Origin of the sequence: Flagellimonas sp., assembly GCF_965601775.1 — a bacterium.
Taxonomy (GTDB): Bacteria; Bacteroidota; Bacteroidia; order Flavobacteriales; family Flavobacteriaceae; genus Flagellimonas.
This window is the reverse complement of record NZ_OZ271837.1, coordinates 3,646,223-3,664,101: the sequence shown is the minus strand read 5'-3', so window position 1 is coordinate 3,664,101 and position 17,879 is coordinate 3,646,223. Positions and strand designations below refer to the sequence as shown.

At 40.2% G+C, this 17,879-nt stretch carries 20 protein-coding genes; 8 read left to right on the top strand and 12 right to left on the bottom strand.

Translation table 11 applies throughout. The features are described 5' to 3' along the window. Window positions 1–369: 369 nt before the first annotated feature. Window positions 370–1,095, top strand: a complete 726-nt coding sequence (locus tag ACSLUF_RS16925) for a metallophosphoesterase (protein WP_435623846.1) — start codon at window positions 370–372, stop codon at window positions 1,093–1,095. Window positions 1,096–1,356: 261 nt separating this feature from the next. Here ACSLUF_RS16925 and amaB read toward each other — a convergent pair whose 3' ends face one another. The 5 genes from amaB to ACSLUF_RS16900 all read right to left on the bottom strand — a co-directional run bounded on the left by amaB (window position 1,357) and on the right by ACSLUF_RS16900 (window position 5,199). Further along, complete coding sequence (gene amaB / locus ACSLUF_RS16920) at window positions 1,357–2,910, bottom strand: L-piperidine-6-carboxylate dehydrogenase (RefSeq protein WP_435623845.1); 1,554 nt, start codon at window positions 2,908–2,910, stop codon at window positions 1,357–1,359. 73 nt (window positions 2,911–2,983) lie between these two features. Continuing rightward, entirely contained in the window at window positions 2,984–3,355 is a 372-nt protein-coding gene (locus tag ACSLUF_RS16915) for a DUF1304 domain-containing protein (protein WP_435623844.1), read from the bottom strand. 5 nt (window positions 3,356–3,360) lie between these two features. Next, window positions 3,361–3,900 carry a 3-hydroxyanthranilate 3,4-dioxygenase gene (locus ACSLUF_RS16910; protein ID WP_435623843.1) on the bottom strand — a complete coding sequence of 180 codons (540 nt, stop codon included), beginning with the start codon at window positions 3,898–3,900 and terminating at the stop codon, window positions 3,361–3,363. Window positions 3,901–3,988: 88 nt separating this feature from the next. Continuing rightward, window positions 3,989–4,498, bottom strand: a complete 510-nt coding sequence (locus ACSLUF_RS16905) for a CAP domain-containing protein (RefSeq protein ID WP_435623842.1) — start codon at window positions 4,496–4,498, stop codon at window positions 3,989–3,991. A gap of 176 nt (window positions 4,499–4,674) precedes the next feature. Beyond that, entirely contained in the window at window positions 4,675–5,199 is a 525-nt protein-coding gene (locus ACSLUF_RS16900; protein ID WP_435623841.1) for a CvpA family protein, read from the bottom strand. Between the two features lie 60 nt (window positions 5,200–5,259). Here ACSLUF_RS16900 and ACSLUF_RS16895 point away from each other — a divergent pair, with 60 nt between their 5' ends. The 3 genes from ACSLUF_RS16895 to ACSLUF_RS16885 all read left to right on the top strand — a co-directional run bounded on the left by ACSLUF_RS16895 (window position 5,260) and on the right by ACSLUF_RS16885 (window position 7,669). Further along, a complete protein-coding gene (locus ACSLUF_RS16895; RefSeq protein ID WP_435623840.1) occupies window positions 5,260–5,616 on the top strand; it encodes a hypothetical protein in 357 nt (118 codons plus the stop codon). Beyond that, entirely contained in the window at window positions 5,616–5,930 is a 315-nt protein-coding gene (locus ACSLUF_RS16890; protein WP_435623839.1) for an antibiotic biosynthesis monooxygenase family protein, read from the top strand. Before ACSLUF_RS16895 ends, ACSLUF_RS16890 begins: the two co-directional genes overlap by 1 nt. 71 nt (window positions 5,931–6,001) lie before the next feature. Next, window positions 6,002–7,669: a glycerol-3-phosphate dehydrogenase/oxidase gene (locus ACSLUF_RS16885; protein WP_435623838.1), complete on the top strand. Its 1,668-nt coding sequence runs from the start codon at window positions 6,002–6,004 to the stop codon at window positions 7,667–7,669. On the opposite strand, the gene ACSLUF_RS16880 is transcribed toward ACSLUF_RS16885, so the two are convergent. Further along, window positions 7,666–8,994, bottom strand: a complete 1,329-nt coding sequence (locus tag ACSLUF_RS16880) for an alpha/beta fold hydrolase (RefSeq protein WP_435623837.1) — start codon at window positions 8,992–8,994, stop codon at window positions 7,666–7,668. The two genes, ACSLUF_RS16885 and ACSLUF_RS16880, sit on opposite strands and share 4 nt — an antisense overlap. Before the next feature lie 132 nt (window positions 8,995–9,126). Between ACSLUF_RS16880 and ACSLUF_RS16875 the strand changes: the two genes are divergently transcribed. Beyond that, on the top strand, window positions 9,127–9,870 hold the full coding sequence (locus tag ACSLUF_RS16875; protein ID WP_435623836.1) for a LytR/AlgR family response regulator transcription factor: 744 nt from the start codon (window positions 9,127–9,129) through the stop codon (window positions 9,868–9,870). A gap of 2 nt (window positions 9,871–9,872) precedes the next feature. On the opposite strand, the gene ACSLUF_RS16870 is transcribed toward ACSLUF_RS16875, so the two are convergent. After that, window positions 9,873–10,874 (bottom strand): NAD(P)H-dependent glycerol-3-phosphate dehydrogenase, encoded by a 1,002-nt coding sequence (locus ACSLUF_RS16870; protein WP_435623835.1) that lies wholly within the window; start codon window positions 10,872–10,874, stop codon window positions 9,873–9,875. Between the two features lie 123 nt (window positions 10,875–10,997). On the opposite strand from ACSLUF_RS16870, the gene ACSLUF_RS16865 reads away from it, so the two are divergent. After that, entirely contained in the window at window positions 10,998–11,921 is a 924-nt protein-coding gene (locus ACSLUF_RS16865; protein WP_435623834.1) for a nicotinic acid mononucleotide adenyltransferase, read from the top strand. A gap of 133 nt (window positions 11,922–12,054) precedes the next feature. Here ACSLUF_RS16865 and ACSLUF_RS16860 read toward each other — a convergent pair whose 3' ends face one another. Continuing rightward, window positions 12,055–12,906: an AraC family transcriptional regulator gene (locus ACSLUF_RS16860; protein ID WP_435623833.1), complete on the bottom strand. Its 852-nt coding sequence runs from the start codon at window positions 12,904–12,906 to the stop codon at window positions 12,055–12,057. A gap of 132 nt (window positions 12,907–13,038) precedes the next feature. Here ACSLUF_RS16860 and ACSLUF_RS16855 point away from each other — a divergent pair, with 132 nt between their 5' ends. Both ACSLUF_RS16855 and ACSLUF_RS16850 read left to right on the top strand, forming a co-directional pair. Then, window positions 13,039–14,010 carry a phytanoyl-CoA dioxygenase family protein gene (locus ACSLUF_RS16855; protein WP_435623832.1) on the top strand — a complete coding sequence of 324 codons (972 nt, stop codon included), beginning with the start codon at window positions 13,039–13,041 and terminating at the stop codon, window positions 14,008–14,010. 83 nt (window positions 14,011–14,093) lie between these two features. Then, window positions 14,094–15,635 (top strand): SulP family inorganic anion transporter, encoded by a 1,542-nt coding sequence (locus tag ACSLUF_RS16850; protein ID WP_435623831.1) that lies wholly within the window; start codon window positions 14,094–14,096, stop codon window positions 15,633–15,635. Here ACSLUF_RS16850 and ACSLUF_RS16845 read toward each other — a convergent pair. Genes ACSLUF_RS16845 through ACSLUF_RS16830 form a run of 4 tightly spaced genes read right to left on the bottom strand, consistent with a single transcriptional unit; the run spans window position 15,626 to window position 17,826 of the window. Continuing rightward, window positions 15,626–15,934 (bottom strand): hypothetical protein, encoded by a 309-nt coding sequence (locus tag ACSLUF_RS16845; RefSeq protein ID WP_435623830.1) that lies wholly within the window; start codon window positions 15,932–15,934, stop codon window positions 15,626–15,628. The genes ACSLUF_RS16850 and ACSLUF_RS16845 overlap by 10 nt on opposite strands. A 51-nt stretch (window positions 15,935–15,985) precedes the next feature. Beyond that, window positions 15,986–16,576 carry a DinB family protein gene (locus ACSLUF_RS16840; protein WP_435623829.1) on the bottom strand — a complete coding sequence of 197 codons (591 nt, stop codon included), beginning with the start codon at window positions 16,574–16,576 and terminating at the stop codon, window positions 15,986–15,988. Window positions 16,577–16,580: 4 nt separating this feature from the next. Beyond that, window positions 16,581–17,297, bottom strand: a complete 717-nt coding sequence (locus ACSLUF_RS16835; protein WP_435623828.1) for a membrane or secreted protein — start codon at window positions 17,295–17,297, stop codon at window positions 16,581–16,583. A gap of 49 nt (window positions 17,298–17,346) precedes the next feature. Continuing rightward, window positions 17,347–17,826 (bottom strand): c-type cytochrome, encoded by a 480-nt coding sequence (locus ACSLUF_RS16830; protein WP_435623827.1) that lies wholly within the window; start codon window positions 17,824–17,826, stop codon window positions 17,347–17,349. Window positions 17,827–17,879 lie beyond the last annotated feature (53 nt).

The window sequence follows — 17,879 nt, the reverse complement described above, 5'->3', positions numbered from 1 at the left end:
AAGGATTAAAAGAAATGTAGTTTTTTTTCATTTTCGTGAGGTTTATGTTAGTAAACATTACACGTCGTGACCAAATAAGAATCAATTTTACTTCATTCTTTATTAGCACAGTTTGGCAAGTAATGCCTTACAATATATAATAATTTGTTAAAAAAAGAAAGGAATAAGTGGGCTAATCTTTTGTAGGAATACAAGCAAGAAGAAAAGGGTTGAACTGAATAGCTCAGAAAAAACTTTTCTGAGCTCAGAAGGCGGCTTATCCGATTAGATGGTTTACAAAATAACAGAGCACAAAATCCATAAACTATTCTTAAAGCATGTTTTGAAACGAATCACTAATTGTTGCGTATACTTGCGAAAATTTTGATTATGCGAAAGTTGGTTATTGGAGATGTCCATTCTGGAGTTCGGGCTCTTGAACAGCTTTTGGACAGAGCCGATGTAAATTCAGAAGACCATCTTATTTTTTTAGGAGATTACGTGGATGCATGGAGCACTGCCTTTGAAACAGTTGACTTTCTTATTGCGCTGAAAACCCAATATACATGCACTTTTATTCGGGGTAATCATGATGAACTTTGCAGAGACTGGATGCTTTCCAGAAAAGAAAACCCGCAATGGCTCGCTCATGGCGGTGCAGCTACTCGTGATTCGTATTTAAGGGCAAATAGGGCAGTTTGGGATAGGCATTTGGAATTTTATGCAAGTTTGGAAAACTATTTTTTGGATACGGATAACCGACTATATCTTCACGCAGGATTTACTAATTTGAAAGGAGTGGAATATGAATATTTTGACCAGCTTTTTTATTGGGATAGAACTCTATGGGAGTTGGCCAAGGCGATTAACCCCGATTTGGATTTTAGTCATGAGGACTTCCCTAAAAGACTAAAACACTATATGGAGGTCTTTATTGGACACACCCCTATTTCAAAAACTAAAGTTGTGCTTCCCCAAAATCGAGCTAATGTTTGGAACATCGACACAGGTGCAGCCTTTATGGGCTGTTTGACTGCAATGGATGTGGAAACCAAAGAGTTTTGGCAAAGTGACCCAGTCCATACGCTTTATCCTGGCGAAAAAGGAAGAAACTGAGCTGATTCTTTAAAGCTCATTGATTCAGTTTTTATTGAAGTCCATTAGAAATACCAATTATACAGTTTTTCTAACCATTGGTACGCTAGCGGTTGACCAAACTGATAAATAGTAAGAAATTCGAACATATATTAGGTAAGGGACCCTATTTCTCCCGACAAAGCTCCGGCATTGAAATAGGGTTTAATTTAAGTTTGAGTTAGTTAAGTTGGTTTTAAGGCCGTCAGTTTTGCATTCTTCGAAAATTGGCGGTTTTGATTTTTATAAATCAAATTGTATTCCCTGTGCCAACGGTAGTTCCGCAGTATAATTGATGGTATTGGTTTGTCGACGCATATAGACCTTCCAAGCATCCGAACCACTTTCGCGACCTCCTCCCGTTTCTTTTTCACCTCCAAAAGCCCCTCCGATTTCTGCCCCGGAAGTTCCAATATTTACATTCGCAATTCCGCAATCACTTCCAGCAACTGACAAAAACCGCTCTGCTTCCCTTAGATTGTTGGTCATTATGGCCGAAGAAAGCCCTTGGACCACTCCATTTTGTAGTTCTATGGCATTTTCAACGTCACCGGAATATTTTAGAAGGTATAATATGGGGGCAAAGGTTTCTTCCTGAACGATATGAAATGAATTCTCTGCTTCTACTATAGCAGGTTTTACGTAGCAACCGCTTTCGTATCCTTCTCCAGATAGCACTCCACCTTCCACGATAATTTTGCCACCTTCTTTTTTTACTTTTTCAAGGGCAGAACGATACATGTCTACGGCACCCACATCAATTAATGGCCCCACATGATTATTCTCATCCAGCGGATTCCCAATTCGCAGTTGTTGGTAGGCATCCACTAAGGCGGTTTTCACTTTGTCATAAATGGATTCATGAATAATAAGTCGGCGGGTTGAGGTGCAACGTTGTCCTGCGGTACCCACGGCACCAAACACCGCTCCAATAACGGTCATTTTGATGTCCGCATCCGGTGTAACAATTATAGCATTGTTTCCCCCGAGTTCCAAAAGCGATTTTCCCAATCGAGCCGCTACCGTTTGAGCCACAATTTTCCCCATTCTCGTAGATCCTGTCGCGGAAACCAATGGAATTCTCTTGTCTTGGGACATAAATTCGCCAACGGTATAATTCCCGTTGATAAGACAGGAAATACCTTCAGGTAAATTGTTTTCTTTCAAGACCTGAGCGATTATATTTTGGCAAGCTATTCCGCAAAGTGGAGTTTTTTCTGATGGCTTCCAAACACAAACATCACCACAAACCCATGCCAAAGCTGTATTCCAGGACCAAACGGCGACGGGAAAGTTGAATGCAGAAATAATTCCGACGATACCCAAGGGGTGATACTGTTCATACATACGATGCCCTGGCCTTTCTGAATGCATGGTGAGACCATGAAGTTGTCTGGAAAGTCCAACAGCAAAATCGCAGATATCAATCATTTCCTGCACTTCTCCCAAACCTTCTTGATATGATTTTCCCATTTCATAGGAGACCAACTTGCCCAGCGGCTCTTTTAAAGTTCTAAGCTTTTCCCCAAACTGTCGGACTATCTCTCCCCGTTGCGGAGCCGGCATCTTTCTCCAATGCCGAAAAGCTTCAGTAGCAGTTTGCATTACCTTTTCATATTCTTCCCTTGTGGTTACGGTGACCTTCCCTATGGATTGTCCGTCAACCGGAGAAAAGGATTCAATTAGCTCACCAGAACCATACGATTTGTTGCCAGTTGAGGTGCCAGGATTGATTTCATGTAATCCCAATTGTTTTAGGGCCTCTTCCATGCCAAAAGAAAGTGTAGCAATTGCCATTTTATAACTTTTTACGGGGTTATTGTTAGATTTTCACAAATCTACGAAGAACAGGAATTTTCGAGGAAAGAAATCAAATATAATGTGAAGCCAACCAAAACAGAACACCCAGCAAGGCAGGAATCCCTTGAACTACAAATATTTTTTTGGAAGCTGAAATGGCACCATAAATTCCTGCCACAAGAACACAAGTAAGAAAGAACAAGGCCACATTGAATTGCCAAAGTGCATCCGAAATAAACAGCGACCACAGTAACCCTGCTGCCAAAAATCCATTGTACAGTCCCTGATTGGCGGCAAGTGTTTTGGTTTCTTCAAAAAGGTGTTCAGGAAAATTTCTAAACACCTTTTTCGCTCTTGTCGTCCACGCGAACATTTCGAGCCATAAAAAATAGATATGTAGCAGGGCTACAAATGCAGTAATGATCTTAGCAACTATCAACATACTTTTTAATCTTGTGCAATAAAGCGTTTGTCAACGGGCATAACGGTACCGCAGTTTTTACAGGTTCTTAAGTCTTTGGAACCATAAAAGTGCTTGAAGTGTCCCAAAAAGTCCTTTTCAATATCGTGCAATGTAAAATAGGCTTCGTAAAGCTTATGGTTACAGTTATCACAAAACCACATTAGCCCATCATCAACCTTCATGTGGTCCCGTTTTCTTTCCACAACCAGCCCAATAGAGCCTTCATGTCGTACTGGAGAGTGTGGTACCTTGGCAGGATGCAAATACATATCACCAGGACCAAGCTTCATAGTTTTCTTTTGTCCATCTTCCTGAATATGGATTTCTATATTTCCTTCCAATTGATAAAACAACTCCTCAGTTTCGTTATAGTGATAGTCTTTGCGGGCATTAGGTCCAGCAACAATCATTACAATATAATCACCGGCCTCCTTATAAAGGTTTTTGTTTCCAACAGGAGGTTTAAGCACCTCCCTATTTTCCTCAACCCATTTGGTGAGATTGAAAGGTTCCCGTATGGCCATGCTCATAATTTTCTTGAAAGGTAAAAAAAAAGACCTGTAGTAACACAGGTCTAATTGCACACTTCGAATGTAACCTTGATCAAAACTTTTATTCCAGCAGCATAAAGATTTGTGTAAAGTATGGCCTTCCTTCTTTGTCCAACACGATGCTTAATGCGGTATGCGTATAGTTACCTTCAAGGGTGCTTTTATGGGCGGAACTTTGCAACCAACCTTGTAGTGCCAATTGGGGCGAAGTGTAATGCCTAGCCACATTTTCGCCTATTTTGCTTGCACTTGTTCTGGCTGCAATCGCAGTAGCCCGTGAATCAAAGTTGTCATGGCTTAATTTACTTTGTGAAATCATGTAGCTATTATGCTCCTCCGCAAAAGGATAAGCCTCGGAACTTGAAAGAAGTGGATCAGCACCTTGGGAAGCTCTGTGGGAGTTAATTAAATCAAGCAACTCCGTTTCCATTTGAGCAGCATTGATTTGGACCTTGTTATTGGATTCTATATTTGAAATGATATCCTCCTCTGGAGTGGCATTGGATTTGCTGCAGGTAATAAGGATGATAGCTAGTACTGCAGTTAAAGCAGCAGTGCTTGACTTTTTCATTTTCGGGGGTGTTTTAGTATTCTCTTGTGCTCGTTTGGCTAATCTAGAAGACAAGCTACCCCATGCCATAGAAACTCCATAAGGAAGCAGATTTATCCGATAATATGCAGGTTAAGAAGTGATTTCCCACAATTTAAATCGAAGAAAATCAACCGTTTATCGAAAAAAAATGCACTTCATGCACCTCTATTAAAATTTTCAGCTTCTGGGACGTCTTCTTTTTTCTCAAGAACGAAACTGAACACCAATGCCCCAATTTCCTTGATGGGCTCATAAAAAATAGAAGTCTTTTTAGTCTCCTCATCCACAAAATTAAATGAGTCGGTCAATCGCTCAAAGAAAATAAGTAGGGCGCCCAAAATAATAGCGGTTTTTAGTGCACCAAAAATCCCGCCAGCAATCTTGTTCAGTAGACCCAACATGGCAAAGTCAGCAATCTTTGTCAAAAACTTACCTGCAAAGTGAATAAGAACAATAATAATGAAGAATGTAATTAGGAAAGCGGCGACCTTGACATAGGTCTCAGACCAATTTACCTGCTCTTTCAAATAATCCCCGGTAACATATGAGAAGTGAATGGCACCATACAAACCCACAATCAGGGCCAACAAGGAAGCAATTTCAACAAACAGTCCATTTTTGAGGCCTTTAAATAATCCCCAGACCAATAAAATACCAACAACAATATCAAAAAAGGTCACCTATCGGTTTTTAACAAATATAGAACTTTGGTTTGTACCTTTACGTTCGCAATATGTGTTATGGCAAGAGATGAAAAACTAAAGGAAAGATGGACTCTTCTGGTTGAAAAGCTTTCTGCGCAATTTTCTGATGGCGATCCATTGGAAATAGATGGAATAATCTATCTAGTCGGTGTGCAGGAACTAGGTAATTTCGAAAGAAGTTTTAAAAAGGATGAAAAGGTGAACTTAATGCATATTGCTATCTGCAGACTTTTGGAACCCTATGGCTATTATGACTTTGATTTTTTTGATGAAGATGGCTGGCCGCATTACAAAGTAAAGGAGCAGTTACCTCCTTTAAAAGCAGGGGAGCAGTCGGTTTTAATGAAGGAGGCCTTGGTGAATTATTTTTTGGAAAAAAGCTATATCGATTAATGGAACTAAAACGACCGTATTATGCCGTAATTTTTACCAATACCAGAACTGAAGGCGATAATGGTTATGAACAAATGGCACAGGATATGGAGGATTTAGCCAGAAAACAACCAGGATTCCTGGGTTTTGAAAGCGCACGATCATCTCTTGGGATTTCCATTAGTTATTGGGAAAGTTTAGAATCCATTTCTCGATGGAAGGCCAATATGGACCACAAAGTGGCTCAACAAAAAGGGAAGAAACAATGGTATTCTTGGTATAAGGTAAGAATATGTGCAGTAGAAAGGGAATACGAATTTAGTAATGAGAGTTAATGTTAACTTAAATGACGCAATTGTGTAAACGTTTACATATTGTGTATTTTTGAAGGTTGATTGCAAAAAATATGAAAGAGAATATCAGATTTTCAAACTTAGATAGAGAACACACCATTCAAGAACTGGCCCAGGAGACTTTCGATCTTGTCGTCATTGGTGGAGGAATAACAGGTGGTGGAATCGCCTTGGATGCCGCATCTCGAGGAATGAAGGTTGCCCTTGTGGAAAAGGGAGACTTTGCATCGGGTACCAGTAGTAAATCCACCAAATTAATTCATGGAGGTCTTCGTTACTTAAAACAATTTGATTTTTGGCTGGTGAAAGAAGTAGGCTCGGAGAGAGCCATTGTGCACAAATTGGCGCCGCACCTGGTACTACCTGAGAAGATGTTACTTCCCCTTATTGAGGGAGGTTCTTATGGAAAGTGGTTGACGTCAATAGGTTTAAAGGTCTATGATATTTTGGCCCAAGTAACAGGCGACGATAAAAGACAAATGTTGGAAAAGAAAGAGGCAATGAAACTAGAGCCTCTGCTACCCAAAAAGATACTGAATGGTGCGGGATATTATGCAGAATATCGCACGGACGATGCCCGTTTGACCATCGAAAATATCAAAACCAGCCTTCAATATGGAGCAAAGGCCTTGAACTATGCTAAGGTTGTGGACTTTCTATACGAAAATGAAACCATCTCTGGAGTCAAAGTCAAAGATGGGATAGGGGGTGATGAGTTTGAGATAAAATCTAAATATGTAATCAGTGCCGCCGGTCCCTGGGTGGATGAACTTAGAACCACCAATAATTCCAAAAAAGGTAAGCGCTTGCACCTGACCAAGGGGGTACATCTGGTATTTCCAAAAGAGAAATTACCGGTGAAGCAATCGGTCTATTTTGATATCCCGGACGGTCGTATGATGTTTGCCATTCCTAGAGGTAAGATTACCTATGTAGGCACCACGGATACCAATTTTAATTTGGACAAGGATGATGTTCGTACGGATGTGGCCGATGCAATTTACCTCATTTCCGCGGTAAATAATATGTTCCCTGATATCAATTTGGAAATGGAAGATATCATCTCATCATGGGCAGGTTTAAGACCTCTAATTCATGAAGAAGGGAAATCGGCCTCCGAACTTTCCAGAAAAGATGAGATTTTCACTTCGGATACCGGTTTGGTCAGCATAGCTGGAGGAAAACTAACCGGCTACCGAAAAATGGCAGAACGTGTGGTCAATAGAATCACCAAGAAAATTGAGGAGGATGAAGGAGTAACTTTTGAGTCTTGCACGACTGATAAAATTCCTTTGTGCGGGAACGATTTCAAAAAATTCAAGCACGTTAAAAAATACATTGAAGAGGTTTACGACAGAATCAAGGAAGACGGTTTTTCCGAATATGATGCTTGGTATTTGGTTACCACCTACGGTAAGCAAACTGAAATCATTTTAGAAAACTATGCTTCACTGCGAAATAAGGATGCTTATGTCAAAATGATTCGCGCAGAAGCACAGTTTTCCATTGCTTTTGAAATGGCCGCCAACCCTCTGGATTTCTTTATCCGAAGAACCGGGAGACTGTATTTTGATATTGATAGCATACGAAACTATCTGGACCCTGTGATGGATGAATTCAAGAGAGTCTACAGTTATGACAGTTCGCAAATGCTCGCTTTTAAGGAAAAGATTCAAGCGGAATTAGAGTCTCATTCCAATTTTTCTCTGGAGCGCATTTAGGGCTTTAGTTGTGCCATTTCTTGAGCCCAAGATACGATGAGGTCTATGGTTCCCGGGTCCCATTTGCCAGGTTTGCCCTCAAAGGAATCTTTTGCACTTTCATGAATGGTATTCCAGTGATCCAATCCAGGAAACTCATGAAGTATGTGGTCTTCATGACCATTTCTTTGAAGTACTTCGATAATCATTTTATTATCAAAAGAGGACATAATCCAATCATTGGTGCCACGAAGAATCCGAACAGGGACCTTTACTTTTTCCCAAGCCCCGGCTAAGTCAAAATCTTGTAACTGCTGATAATAGGCCATAGGTCGGCCATACATATGTTCAGGGTCGTGGTAGTTGTATTCTGCCAAGGCTGGGTACTCATCAACCACTTCTTGGTAGGTCTTTTTGCCTATCAGCATACCATGATAGAGCGGAATATAGTATTTGTTCATTTTTTCTGCGATTTGGGATTCTGTATTCCCTTGAAAAGAAAGAATGCGGCGTTCAATTTCCAGCATATGTTCATACCAGGTTTTGAAAAAGGTTCCATCGGATATCACACCCGCCAAATCAAATTCGTTGGCTAAAAATGGGGCTAAAGCGCTACCCATGCTTGATCCATAAACTATGATTCTAGAGGTATCCACGTAGGGTTTTGATTTGAGATAGCGAATTGCGCTACGATAGCCCTCTAAATCCATTAAAAAATCGGACCTACTGCAGTCTCCATTACTGTCTCCCACACCTGGTTTTTCAATTCGCATAACAACCATGTTAGATTTTTCAACTAAATCCTTTATGGTTCTCCCCCAATTTGTTCCCCTTCGACCGGAATAGGTCTCAATACTGGAACAACTTAACCCCCCAATCAATATCACCGCCGGTTGCTTTCCTGCTTTTTTTGGTTTAGTAATAATTACTCTTTGGGTAATACCATAGGAGCTGGTAACCTCCTCATAATAGGTGTCTAAATTGTCGTGCTTTTCTTTTCCCAAGGGATTAAACCGTACTTCGTTTTCAATTACCTTTCCGGTTCTAAGTACAGTGACGGCTGTCTTTTTCCCAGCCCGCAAACCATAGGTTACATCACTCCAAACATTACCATCTTTAATTAGGGTGTTATCTACCGATACGATAAGGTCATCAGGCAAAAAACCTGCCTGAGCTAAAGGACTATTGGCCTCTATACTAACAATCTTGGCTCCAGGTGTGTCGGATTCTGGACTAATTATCTTGGCTTCCCAAGAGCTTCTTCTTCCCAGATTTTGGGCTTGCAGTTGAGGTAAAGTACCAAAAAGAATAGTTAAGCCTATTAAGGCAATTGTTTTGTGTCTCATCTGTTCGTTTTTAAGAATTGCTTAAAATTAGATTGGCTATTTTTAGACAAGTTGAATTTTATCCCTAGCTGGCCGATTTTTATACGAAAAGCAGCTTTGGCATGATTTGAAACTTTGACTGGACATCTACATATGAAGAACTTCTATCTTTTTAACTCCAGAATTGCAACCCATGTCATTTTTTGGGTAGCCTATTATGTTCTTTTTGGACTGCTCTGGGTAAGTGAAGAGGGATATTTGGCTTCCTTCTATTTAGAATTCATTTTAATGCCAATTCGAATTCTGGCGGTTTATCTCACCATATACTTTTTATTGCCCAAATACTTGATGCAAAAAAAATATGGGGCCTTTTTGTTGGGATATGGATTAATTCTTTTAGTGGGAGGAATTTTGCAGCGCATATTTATACACCTATTCTATGAAAATCTCTTACTCAATGATTCGAGCAATGGCTTGTTAAACATTATGATGCTGATACGAGCCGTGGTGCTCATCAATACCACGGTGCTTTTGATTTTGTCCATCAAAATCTTCCAATTATGGGTCAAGGAATCTGAAAAGAACCAGAATTTTGAAAGTGAGATTTTGGAAATACGGTCTAGCCGAAGAACACATCGTATACCTCTAAACGAAATTCTTTTTGTAGAAGGCTTAGGAAACTATGTGACATACCACCTAGCCGATAAATCAAAAATAACGAGCTACGGTACAATCAAAGCCACCTTGGAGAGACTTCCCAATAATTTTACCCGGGTTCATAAATCCTATGTGGTGAACAAGCGGCATATCAAGTCGTACGATACCTTGACGATTGACGTGAACAACAACTCCATTCCTAGAGGTAAAAATGTAACTGACGAAGTTTTGGCGCTGTAAACCTAGTCCAGTTTCTCCGTAAGACGTTGAAAGGTCTTTTTGGCATTCTTTTCTTTATATAGAATGCCATGAACTGCATCGATAATTGGGGTTTTTGACTTTTTGTCCAATTTAGACATAAGCTGGTGGGCGCTTTTTGCGGCATAGTACCCCTCTGCGACCATGTTCATTTCCATCATGGCACTTTTAACCGTATATCCCTTGCCAATCATATTTCCAAACATTCGGTTGCGGCTAAAAATGGAATAACCTGTAACCAATAAATCGCCCAAGTAAGCCGAATTATTAATGTTCCGTTTCATTTTATGGACACAGTCAATAAATCGTTTCATTTCCCGAATGGAGTTGCTCATGAGCACACTTTGAAAATTGTCGCCGTAGCCCAAACCATGGGACATTCCAGCAGCAATAGCATAAATATTTTTGAGCATTGCGGCATATTCGGTTCCAATGATATCGTCCGAGATTTTGGTTCGTATATAGTGGCTATTAAGTTTTTCACCTACTCTTTTGGCCTTAGTTTCATCAGAACAGGCCACCGTAAGATAGGATAGGCGCTCTAAGGCAACTTCTTCCGCATGACAGGGACCGGTAAGCACGCCTATGTTTTCGAAAGGAATTTTATAAACCTCATGAAGGTGCTCACCGACAATCAATCCAGTTTCGGGCACAATTCCTTTTATGGCTGAGAAAACAATTTTGTCCTTTAAAGGAACAGACAGATTAGCCAGTTCCTTTTCCAAAAAAACAGAAGGGACCGCGAAGATTAAAATATCCGAAGCCTCAACAATTTGATTGATTGAGGAACTGAGATGGAGTTGGGAAACATCAAACTGTGCCGAACTAATATAATGTGGATTGTTTCCTTCTTTTTGTATGTATCTGATTATGGAATCATTACGGATGTACCAGGCTATCTGCCCCAAATTTTCAGAAAGCATTTTAACAATGGCGGTCCCCCAACTCCCGCCTCCAATAACTCCAAACTGTAGGTTTTTTTGCATGGTTAAGATTAAGAAACCAAAACTAAACATTCCCTAGACAATCACATTAATATCTGATTATCAAAAAGTTATGAATTTGGCATAATGCTTGGTTTATAATTAACAAATCAAAAGACTGGAATTATGAGAAATGGAAAACTACTATTCGGAATACTTTTTATAGGCCTGTTGGCCACTTCATGTTACACGGAAGTAATCATTGAAGATGATTTTATTGCTGAATCCCCAATCAACACAGCTTTGGTATTGGAATCCTATGACCTTTGGTACATTGACATTAATGCAAGTCGTGGTAATGGAGAGGTTCCTTTCTTACAGCGAGCATTCACCATTTCCTTTGACCGAGGTGTTTTATATGTCAACAACAATCTCGCTGGGATTGGAAATACTGGGAATGGTCTAGGAATAGATGTGGGTACTTACGGGACATTAAATGGTGCTGTTGAGATAGACCATGATATAGATAGACTTTGGTTGTTGGAAGTTCTGGCGGTGAACAATAGAACCATTGAACTCTATGAACCCAATTCAAATACCTCATATGTATTGCGAGGATATCAAAGAAACAACTTTGACTATGATTTGGTGTTTTACGACAACATCCATTATTTCTTGCAGGAATATGAAGCATGGGAGAAGACCTTTACGAGCGAGGTTGGCGCTATAAACGATTTTGATGATGAGAACTACCTACAGTTTTTGTCCGGTGGTGCAGACGGAGTTTTTCGTTCTTCTGTGGATAATACCGCAATACCTCTAGTGGACTTGGTTTGGGACTATGAAGGGGTATATGAAGTTTTTGATGTAGAGGGAGATAGTATGCTCAAAACTTTAACATTGGATTACGATTTCTTAGGCAATGATTATTTCGAGCTATACGTTATTAATGATAGTGCCATCGAATTGTTTCACGTAGCAAGCGGTACAGTTTACGAGTTTACTGGACGAGGGTTTGTGCAATATTTGAAGGCCAATCCAAAGACAGGAAAAAAGCGGGAAAAAGTTAAAAATTCCATAATGAACGTAACTCGGCAAAGAAAAATGTAAGGACAAAACATAGTGTTCGACTATATAGACAAGTTTTTTGGTTGGTTATTTAGTTAAAAATCGCCTCAAGTGCTAGCTTGGGGCGGTTTTTTTTGGCTTGGAGCGAAGGTAATATAGAACCTACTTAGTCGATTCAGGACGTTTTCCGAAAACGTTTCTTGAAATCCGATGGGTTCTGATGGCTAATTTTTTTGAAAGTCCTATTAAAATAGGAAAGGCTCTCAAATCCACATTCATAACAAGTTTCACTAATATTTTTTCCCATAAGTAGCAGTCTTTTGGCCTGACTAATGCGGTATTGATTTAGAAAATTGGTGAACGTGCTCCCAGTGGTCTTTTTAAAATAGCGACAGAAGGATTCTGTACCCAAATTACAAAGTTCAGCTACTTCCCCAACTGCAATTTTATGTTGGTAGTTCCTATCCACAAATTCATGAATATTTCGAAGTCTATCCTGCTCTTTTTTTCTGTACGTGTTCACAAATGGGCGGTCATGTAGTAAAAAATATTCTTCACTAATGGCTAAATCCTTCAAGATTTGAATGGACTCCATAAACAATTCAAAATGGGAAAGGGTATAAAGCTTTTTTAACCGAGCACCAATTTTTTCTTTGGTTTCTCCCATAAAAACGATGCCGTGACTAGACCTTTCAAAGAGGGTAAGAATATCGTCTAGTTCAGAAATGTTAAGAAGTACGTTTTCCTTAAAAGAAGGTTTTATATGGAGAACTTCCTTAATGTAATCTGTTTTAACTCCGTAGTCAAAATTCAAATGAGGAATGTTTGAACCGATGAACACCAAATCACTTTTATCATAACTTGAAATACTCTCACCTACATGTCGGGTAGCACTGGCCCCTTCAATATATACCAATTCGTACTCCGGATGGAAATGCCAATAGAAAAGATGATTTAATCTGGGGAGGTGCAAAAGCCGAAAGGGACTATTGGTGTTTGGCGCTATGGTTTCTAATTCAATTTTCACATAAATACCTTATAAAACCTCTAATTTAATTTAAAAAATCAAAATAGTTCAAATTTGTATCAATATTACGGTAGAACGTATTTTTTGATGTACCTAGTTTTACATGTAGAATTATCAAGTAAAAATTGAAGTATGGACAGCGCAGAGAAATTGGAAATGGCCAATAAGGCCCATGAAGAAATTCCGGGAAATCCGTCAACAGCGACAAGCAGTAAGCAAAAGTTGAATGATAGATCCAACGGAAAACCCCTACGAGTTCTTTCCGAAGCGGATTGGAATTTTTGGGTGGAACAAGGGTATATCGTCATAAAAAATGCAGTCTCCAAAGAGCAAGCCAAGGCAACTGCGGATTTTCTTTGGGAATTTGACGAAAAGGACCCCAATAATCCTGAAACATGGTATGCGCCTCCTAGAGCAGAAATGAAAATGAAAGAGCTTACCGGCACTGGTATGGTAGAGGTATATAACCATCAACATTTGTGGAACAATCGACAGACGCAAAAAGTGTACGACGCTTTTGTTGACGTATGGGGCACTGAAAAACTGTGGGTGACGATTGACCGGGCAAATCTTAATTTTCCATTACCTCCTGGAGTCGATAAAAAGGGCTTTATTCATTGGGACTATGACCCTGAAACCAGACCTCAGAACGTTCAAGGGGTGTTGGCACTTGCTGACCAAACTGATGAAAACATGGGAGGATTCCAATGCATTCCTTGGTTATACCGAAATTACGATACCTGGAAATTGACCCAACCGGAGGACCGAGACCATTTTCAACCAGACACCTCTGGATTGGATGATAAAATTGTAAAAGTAAAAATGGAAGCTGGTGACTTGCTGATTTTCAACAGTACCCAACCGCATGGAATTCGACCTAACAAGTCTGGGAACAAAGTGAGAATTGCCCAATACATTTCAATGATGCCCGCTGAGCCAGAAAATGAGGCTTTAAAAAATTGGCGCATCAATTCTTGGGAAAATCGAGTTGCACCAGAGGGTTATGCATTTCCTGGAGACCCCAGAAATTGGGAGCGGGATAAATACAAGACCGCCAAATTAAACCCATTGGGGGAAAGACTACTTGGGTTAACATCCTGGTAAGATTATCAAATTCACAAAAATTGGTGAGCTAATCCCCTACTTTCCAGAATAGTGCTATTTTTGCCCGCTTCAAAACATGGGCAATGAAAAAGTACTTGAACCTTTTTGATTTTTCACAAAAAGTAAACTATCGCACCGAAGTATTATCCGGTCTTACCGTTGCCTTGGCATTGGTTCCGGAGGCTATTGCATTTGCCTTTATCGCTGGACTCTCTCCGCTTACTGGATTGTATGCCGCTTTTGTCATGGGACTGGTCACCTCCATTTTAGGAGGAAGACCAGGGATGATATCCGGTGCTACAGGGGCCGTAGCCGTGGTCATTGTAAGTTTGGCGAAGGATTATGGGGTAGAGTATGTTTTTGCCACCGTAATACTAGCGGGTATTTTACAAGTTGCCGCAGGATTTTTACGTTTAGGAAAGTTGATGCGATTGGTACCCCATCCCGTAATCTTTGGTTTTGTAAATGGGTTGGCCATAATCATTTTTATGTCCCAACTAGATCAATTCAAGACTCAGGACGGTTCTTGGTTGACTGGAATTACGCTATATACTTTTATGGGGCTGGTATTGCTGACCATGTTGGTCATTTGGGGTTTACCTAAATTGAGTAAAGTGGTACCTGCTTCTTTGGTGGCGATTCTATTGATCTTTGGATTGGTTTTCTTTTTTAATATCGATACGCGTACTATTGGGGATATTGCTTCCATTCAAGGAAGCTTCCCTCCGTTTCATATTCCGGATTTGCCTTTTTCTTTAGAAACACTGCAGATTATATTTCCCTATGCAGCGGTCGTTGCGGGAGTGGGTTTAATTGAAAGCTTATTGACCTTGAACATTGTTGATGAGATTACGGAGACCAGAGGTAGAGGAAACAAAGAAGCCGTGGCGCAGGGTACGGCCAATATTCTTTCCGGACTTTTTTCAGGTATGGGAGGATGCGCTATGATTGGTCAAAGTTTAATCAATACATCAAATGGTGCTCGAGCCAGGTTGTCCGGAATTGTGGCTTCGCTTATGTTACTGGCTTTTGTGATGTTTGGCTCCAATCTTATTGAAAAAGTACCTATGGCTGCTTTGACCGGTCTAATGATCATGGTGGCATTAGGAACCTTTGAATGGGCGAGTTTACGGGTTTTTAAACGTATGCCAAAATCAGATGTTCTGGTCATGGTTTTAGTGACCTTGGTGACCGTCTTCTTGCACAATTTGGCACTTGCTGTTCTGGTGGGTGTAGTTATTTCTGCTTTGGTTTTTGCATGGGACAATGCACTTAGAATACGAGCTAGAAAGCATGTTGATGAAGACGGGGTAAAGCATTATGAGATTTATGGACCTCTTTTTTTTGGAAGCACCACCTTGTTCGCCGAAAAGTTTGATGTCCTTAATGATCCCGAAGAGGTAGTGATTGATTTTGCCGAAAGTCGTGTTGTCGACATGTCGGCAATTGAAGCAGTCAACAAAATAACGGAACGCTACAAGAAAGTCGGTAAGAAAGTCCATTTGAAACATTTAAGTCGGGATTGCAGACGTCTTTTGAGCAATGCAGACGACATTATCGAAGTAAATGTGCTGGAGGACCCAACCTACAAGGTAGCTGTGGACAAGATTTGGCCTTATAAGTGAAAGTTGAAAGCTGAGTTTATTTCATCAAAATAGGACAGATAAATTGATAACAGCAGGACAGTCAAGAAAATAGAAATAGACGCATATACTTTGATTGTCTGAATTTTATCTTTCTTAGCTTGGTAAATAATTTTGTCCCTAATTCTCTTTTGCTCTAAAGGGGTAAGTTCTTTGAACTGAAGATTTTGGTCACTAACATATCCCTCGTATGCTTCCCTTATTTCCCCATAACTCCTTCTTTTTTTAAGAAGAGCTCTATTTGCTTTAATAGTTCGTGCTGCATGACTGGCAAAACCCATTTGTTTTCACTTTAACTATGAGTTTCCAAAAACGTAACAATGTTACAAATTTTACTTCTCTCTAACCTTGCCCAAAAAAACACTGACCTTGGGATTAATGGGATTTCCAGTCACCCTTCGCAACATGGTGATTTGCCCAGTATGGTATATGCAATCGGAAATCATGCCATTGATCAAATTCCAATAGGGGTAACGGGATTCTCGCTCTCCTCTTTTGTATACGATAGGAAAGCTTTCAAAATCTGCTGCCTCTTTGCCGGCAACCGCTTCACTTGCTGCTTTTAAGTTTTTTAGGGTTAACTCCCGTAATTCTTGATAGGAAAATTTAGAATAATCCACTGTCCCGGTATTTGGTTTTCCCAAAGGGGCATTGAGAATGCTTTGGGACATGCTGCAGATATGTTCGAGCGTTTGCACGACAGACCTTGCTTTATCCGAAGGGACATAGGCCAAATCCTTTTCGGTTAATCCTTCAGTTGCCCAATAATATCGGAAACCAAGACCATCAATTAGGCGTGCCATGATGTTTCCAGAACCATAATTCGAAGGATATTCCGGAATTTGGTGATAAGGTAATTCTTGGGATTTCATATGAGTAGAGAATAGCAAAATTAAGAGGAGTAATCCCAATTTTCGAATCATAACGTTACGGTTTTCGAGGGCTCCAAATTTCATAAATGGGGTTGCCCTTACTGCTTTTTCCTGAATGATGCCAGTTCCCGTCTTCCAATTTAAAATCAAAGGAAAGACTAGCCCCAACCCTGGAATTATCTCGGGAGAAAAATCCGATATTTTCAATATACTTCCCGTTTTCAGAGGTATATGTTCCTCCGCCAGTACCCATGAATTCTTTGGTTTCTGTGTTGTAAGCAATCCATTGAAATCGAGTGCCTGAAAGAATTTTCATGGTCTTTCTAGGTCGGTTGGTGTCCCGTTGCTGAATTTCCCCATTTCGCATTCTTCCAGAAATCAACCATGCTCCATTTAGTTTTCCAGGTAAACCATCATCAACTCGGGTCCAAACCAAATCATCATCCACTGCTTTTAGCGTGTTTTTTTCTAGGACTATTTCAAATGTTATTTGGGAGCCTACCCTTTCTGGTTTATCGGAATCAAACTCGACAGTTTCGGTTAGAGAGGCACCATTCAACTCCCAAAGGCCTCCATTGGTTTTGATAAATGCACCTGTTTTGGCATCAAACCAAGTCGCTGTTTGATACCCTTCGGAAAAAATCGCCACACTTTTTACCAGCTTACCATCTTCAGCTACACTAGTATTTTCCCAAGCACCTAACAAGCTTTGACTCAGTACGGTAGTAGTGGCAAGACAGAATATGAAGAAAGTTAAACCAAAAACCTTCATTGGCAAGGACATCTTTGTTCTATCGAAAAGCTTTTACTAATAGATTGATTTATAAAGTACGCAGATATTCAGCCAAATCGCGTGCTTCGTCTTCGGTCAGATTCTGATTTAACATAATTGCGTTGTTGTATTCTTTCAACAAAGCTTTGGCAATGGGGTCTTCTTTGAGCATGCCATCAGGATTAAGCATCATGTTCATAACCCATTCAGGACTTCTACGTTCATACACTCCTTTCATTGCCGGTCCAATCATACGCTGTTCTGCCATATGACAAGCCACACAAATGGCATTGAATTGCGCTTCTCCTCGAGCCGCCATTTCGGTATCAATGTCATCAGCGAAGGTCAATTCTTTAATAGGGCCAATGCCTTTGTTGTTTAAATCAACAGGAACCCCTTCGCTTGCAGTCGTTTTTTTGTCTTCAGTTTTGGTTCGGCTAACTTCAAAACCGTCTTTCTTTTCTTCTTTTTTGCCTCCGCAGCTTGCAATAAAAGCGCCTAGAGCCAGTAACAGGAATGTCTTTTTCATGGTGATTGCTTCAGATTGGATTTGACAATAATCAAGATACTAAGATAGGTAAT

Bases quoted from the DNA above. Each gene is read 5' to 3' on its own strand.
- ACSLUF_RS16925 (WP_435623846.1), top strand. From the start codon at position 370: ATGCGAAAGTTGGTTATTGGAGATGTCCATTCTGGAGTTCGGGCTCTT.
- amaB (WP_435623845.1), bottom strand. From the start codon at position 2,910: ATGGCAATTGCTACACTTTCTTTTGGCATGGAAGAGGCCCTAAAACAA.
- ACSLUF_RS16915 (WP_435623844.1), bottom strand. From the start codon at position 3,355: ATGTTGATAGTTGCTAAGATCATTACTGCATTTGTAGCCCTGCTACAT.
- ACSLUF_RS16910 (WP_435623843.1), bottom strand. From the start codon at position 3,900: ATGGCCATACGGGAACCTTTCAATCTCACCAAATGGGTTGAGGAAAAT.
- ACSLUF_RS16905 (WP_435623842.1), bottom strand. From the start codon at position 4,498: ATGAAAAAGTCAAGCACTGCTGCTTTAACTGCAGTACTAGCTATCATC.
- ACSLUF_RS16895 (WP_435623840.1), top strand. From the start codon at position 5,260: ATGGCAAGAGATGAAAAACTAAAGGAAAGATGGACTCTTCTGGTTGAA.
- ACSLUF_RS16890 (WP_435623839.1), top strand. From the start codon at position 5,616: ATGGAACTAAAACGACCGTATTATGCCGTAATTTTTACCAATACCAGA.
- ACSLUF_RS16885 (WP_435623838.1), top strand. From the start codon at position 6,002: ATGAAAGAGAATATCAGATTTTCAAACTTAGATAGAGAACACACCATT.
- ACSLUF_RS16880 (WP_435623837.1), bottom strand. From the start codon at position 8,994: ATGAGACACAAAACAATTGCCTTAATAGGCTTAACTATTCTTTTTGGT.
- ACSLUF_RS16875 (WP_435623836.1), top strand. From the start codon at position 9,127: ATGAAGAACTTCTATCTTTTTAACTCCAGAATTGCAACCCATGTCATT.
- ACSLUF_RS16870 (WP_435623835.1), bottom strand. From the start codon at position 10,874: ATGCAAAAAAACCTACAGTTTGGAGTTATTGGAGGCGGGAGTTGGGGG.
- ACSLUF_RS16865 (WP_435623834.1), top strand. From the start codon at position 10,998: ATGAGAAATGGAAAACTACTATTCGGAATACTTTTTATAGGCCTGTTG.
- ACSLUF_RS16855 (WP_435623832.1), top strand. From the start codon at position 13,039: ATGGACAGCGCAGAGAAATTGGAAATGGCCAATAAGGCCCATGAAGAA.
- ACSLUF_RS16850 (WP_435623831.1), top strand. From the start codon at position 14,094: ATGAAAAAGTACTTGAACCTTTTTGATTTTTCACAAAAAGTAAACTAT.
- ACSLUF_RS16845 (WP_435623830.1), bottom strand. From the start codon at position 15,934: ATGGGTTTTGCCAGTCATGCAGCACGAACTATTAAAGCAAATAGAGCT.
- ACSLUF_RS16840 (WP_435623829.1), bottom strand. From the start codon at position 16,576: ATGATTCGAAAATTGGGATTACTCCTCTTAATTTTGCTATTCTCTACT.
- ACSLUF_RS16835 (WP_435623828.1), bottom strand. From the start codon at position 17,297: ATGAAGGTTTTTGGTTTAACTTTCTTCATATTCTGTCTTGCCACTACT.
- ACSLUF_RS16830 (WP_435623827.1), bottom strand. From the start codon at position 17,826: ATGAAAAAGACATTCCTGTTACTGGCTCTAGGCGCTTTTATTGCAAGC.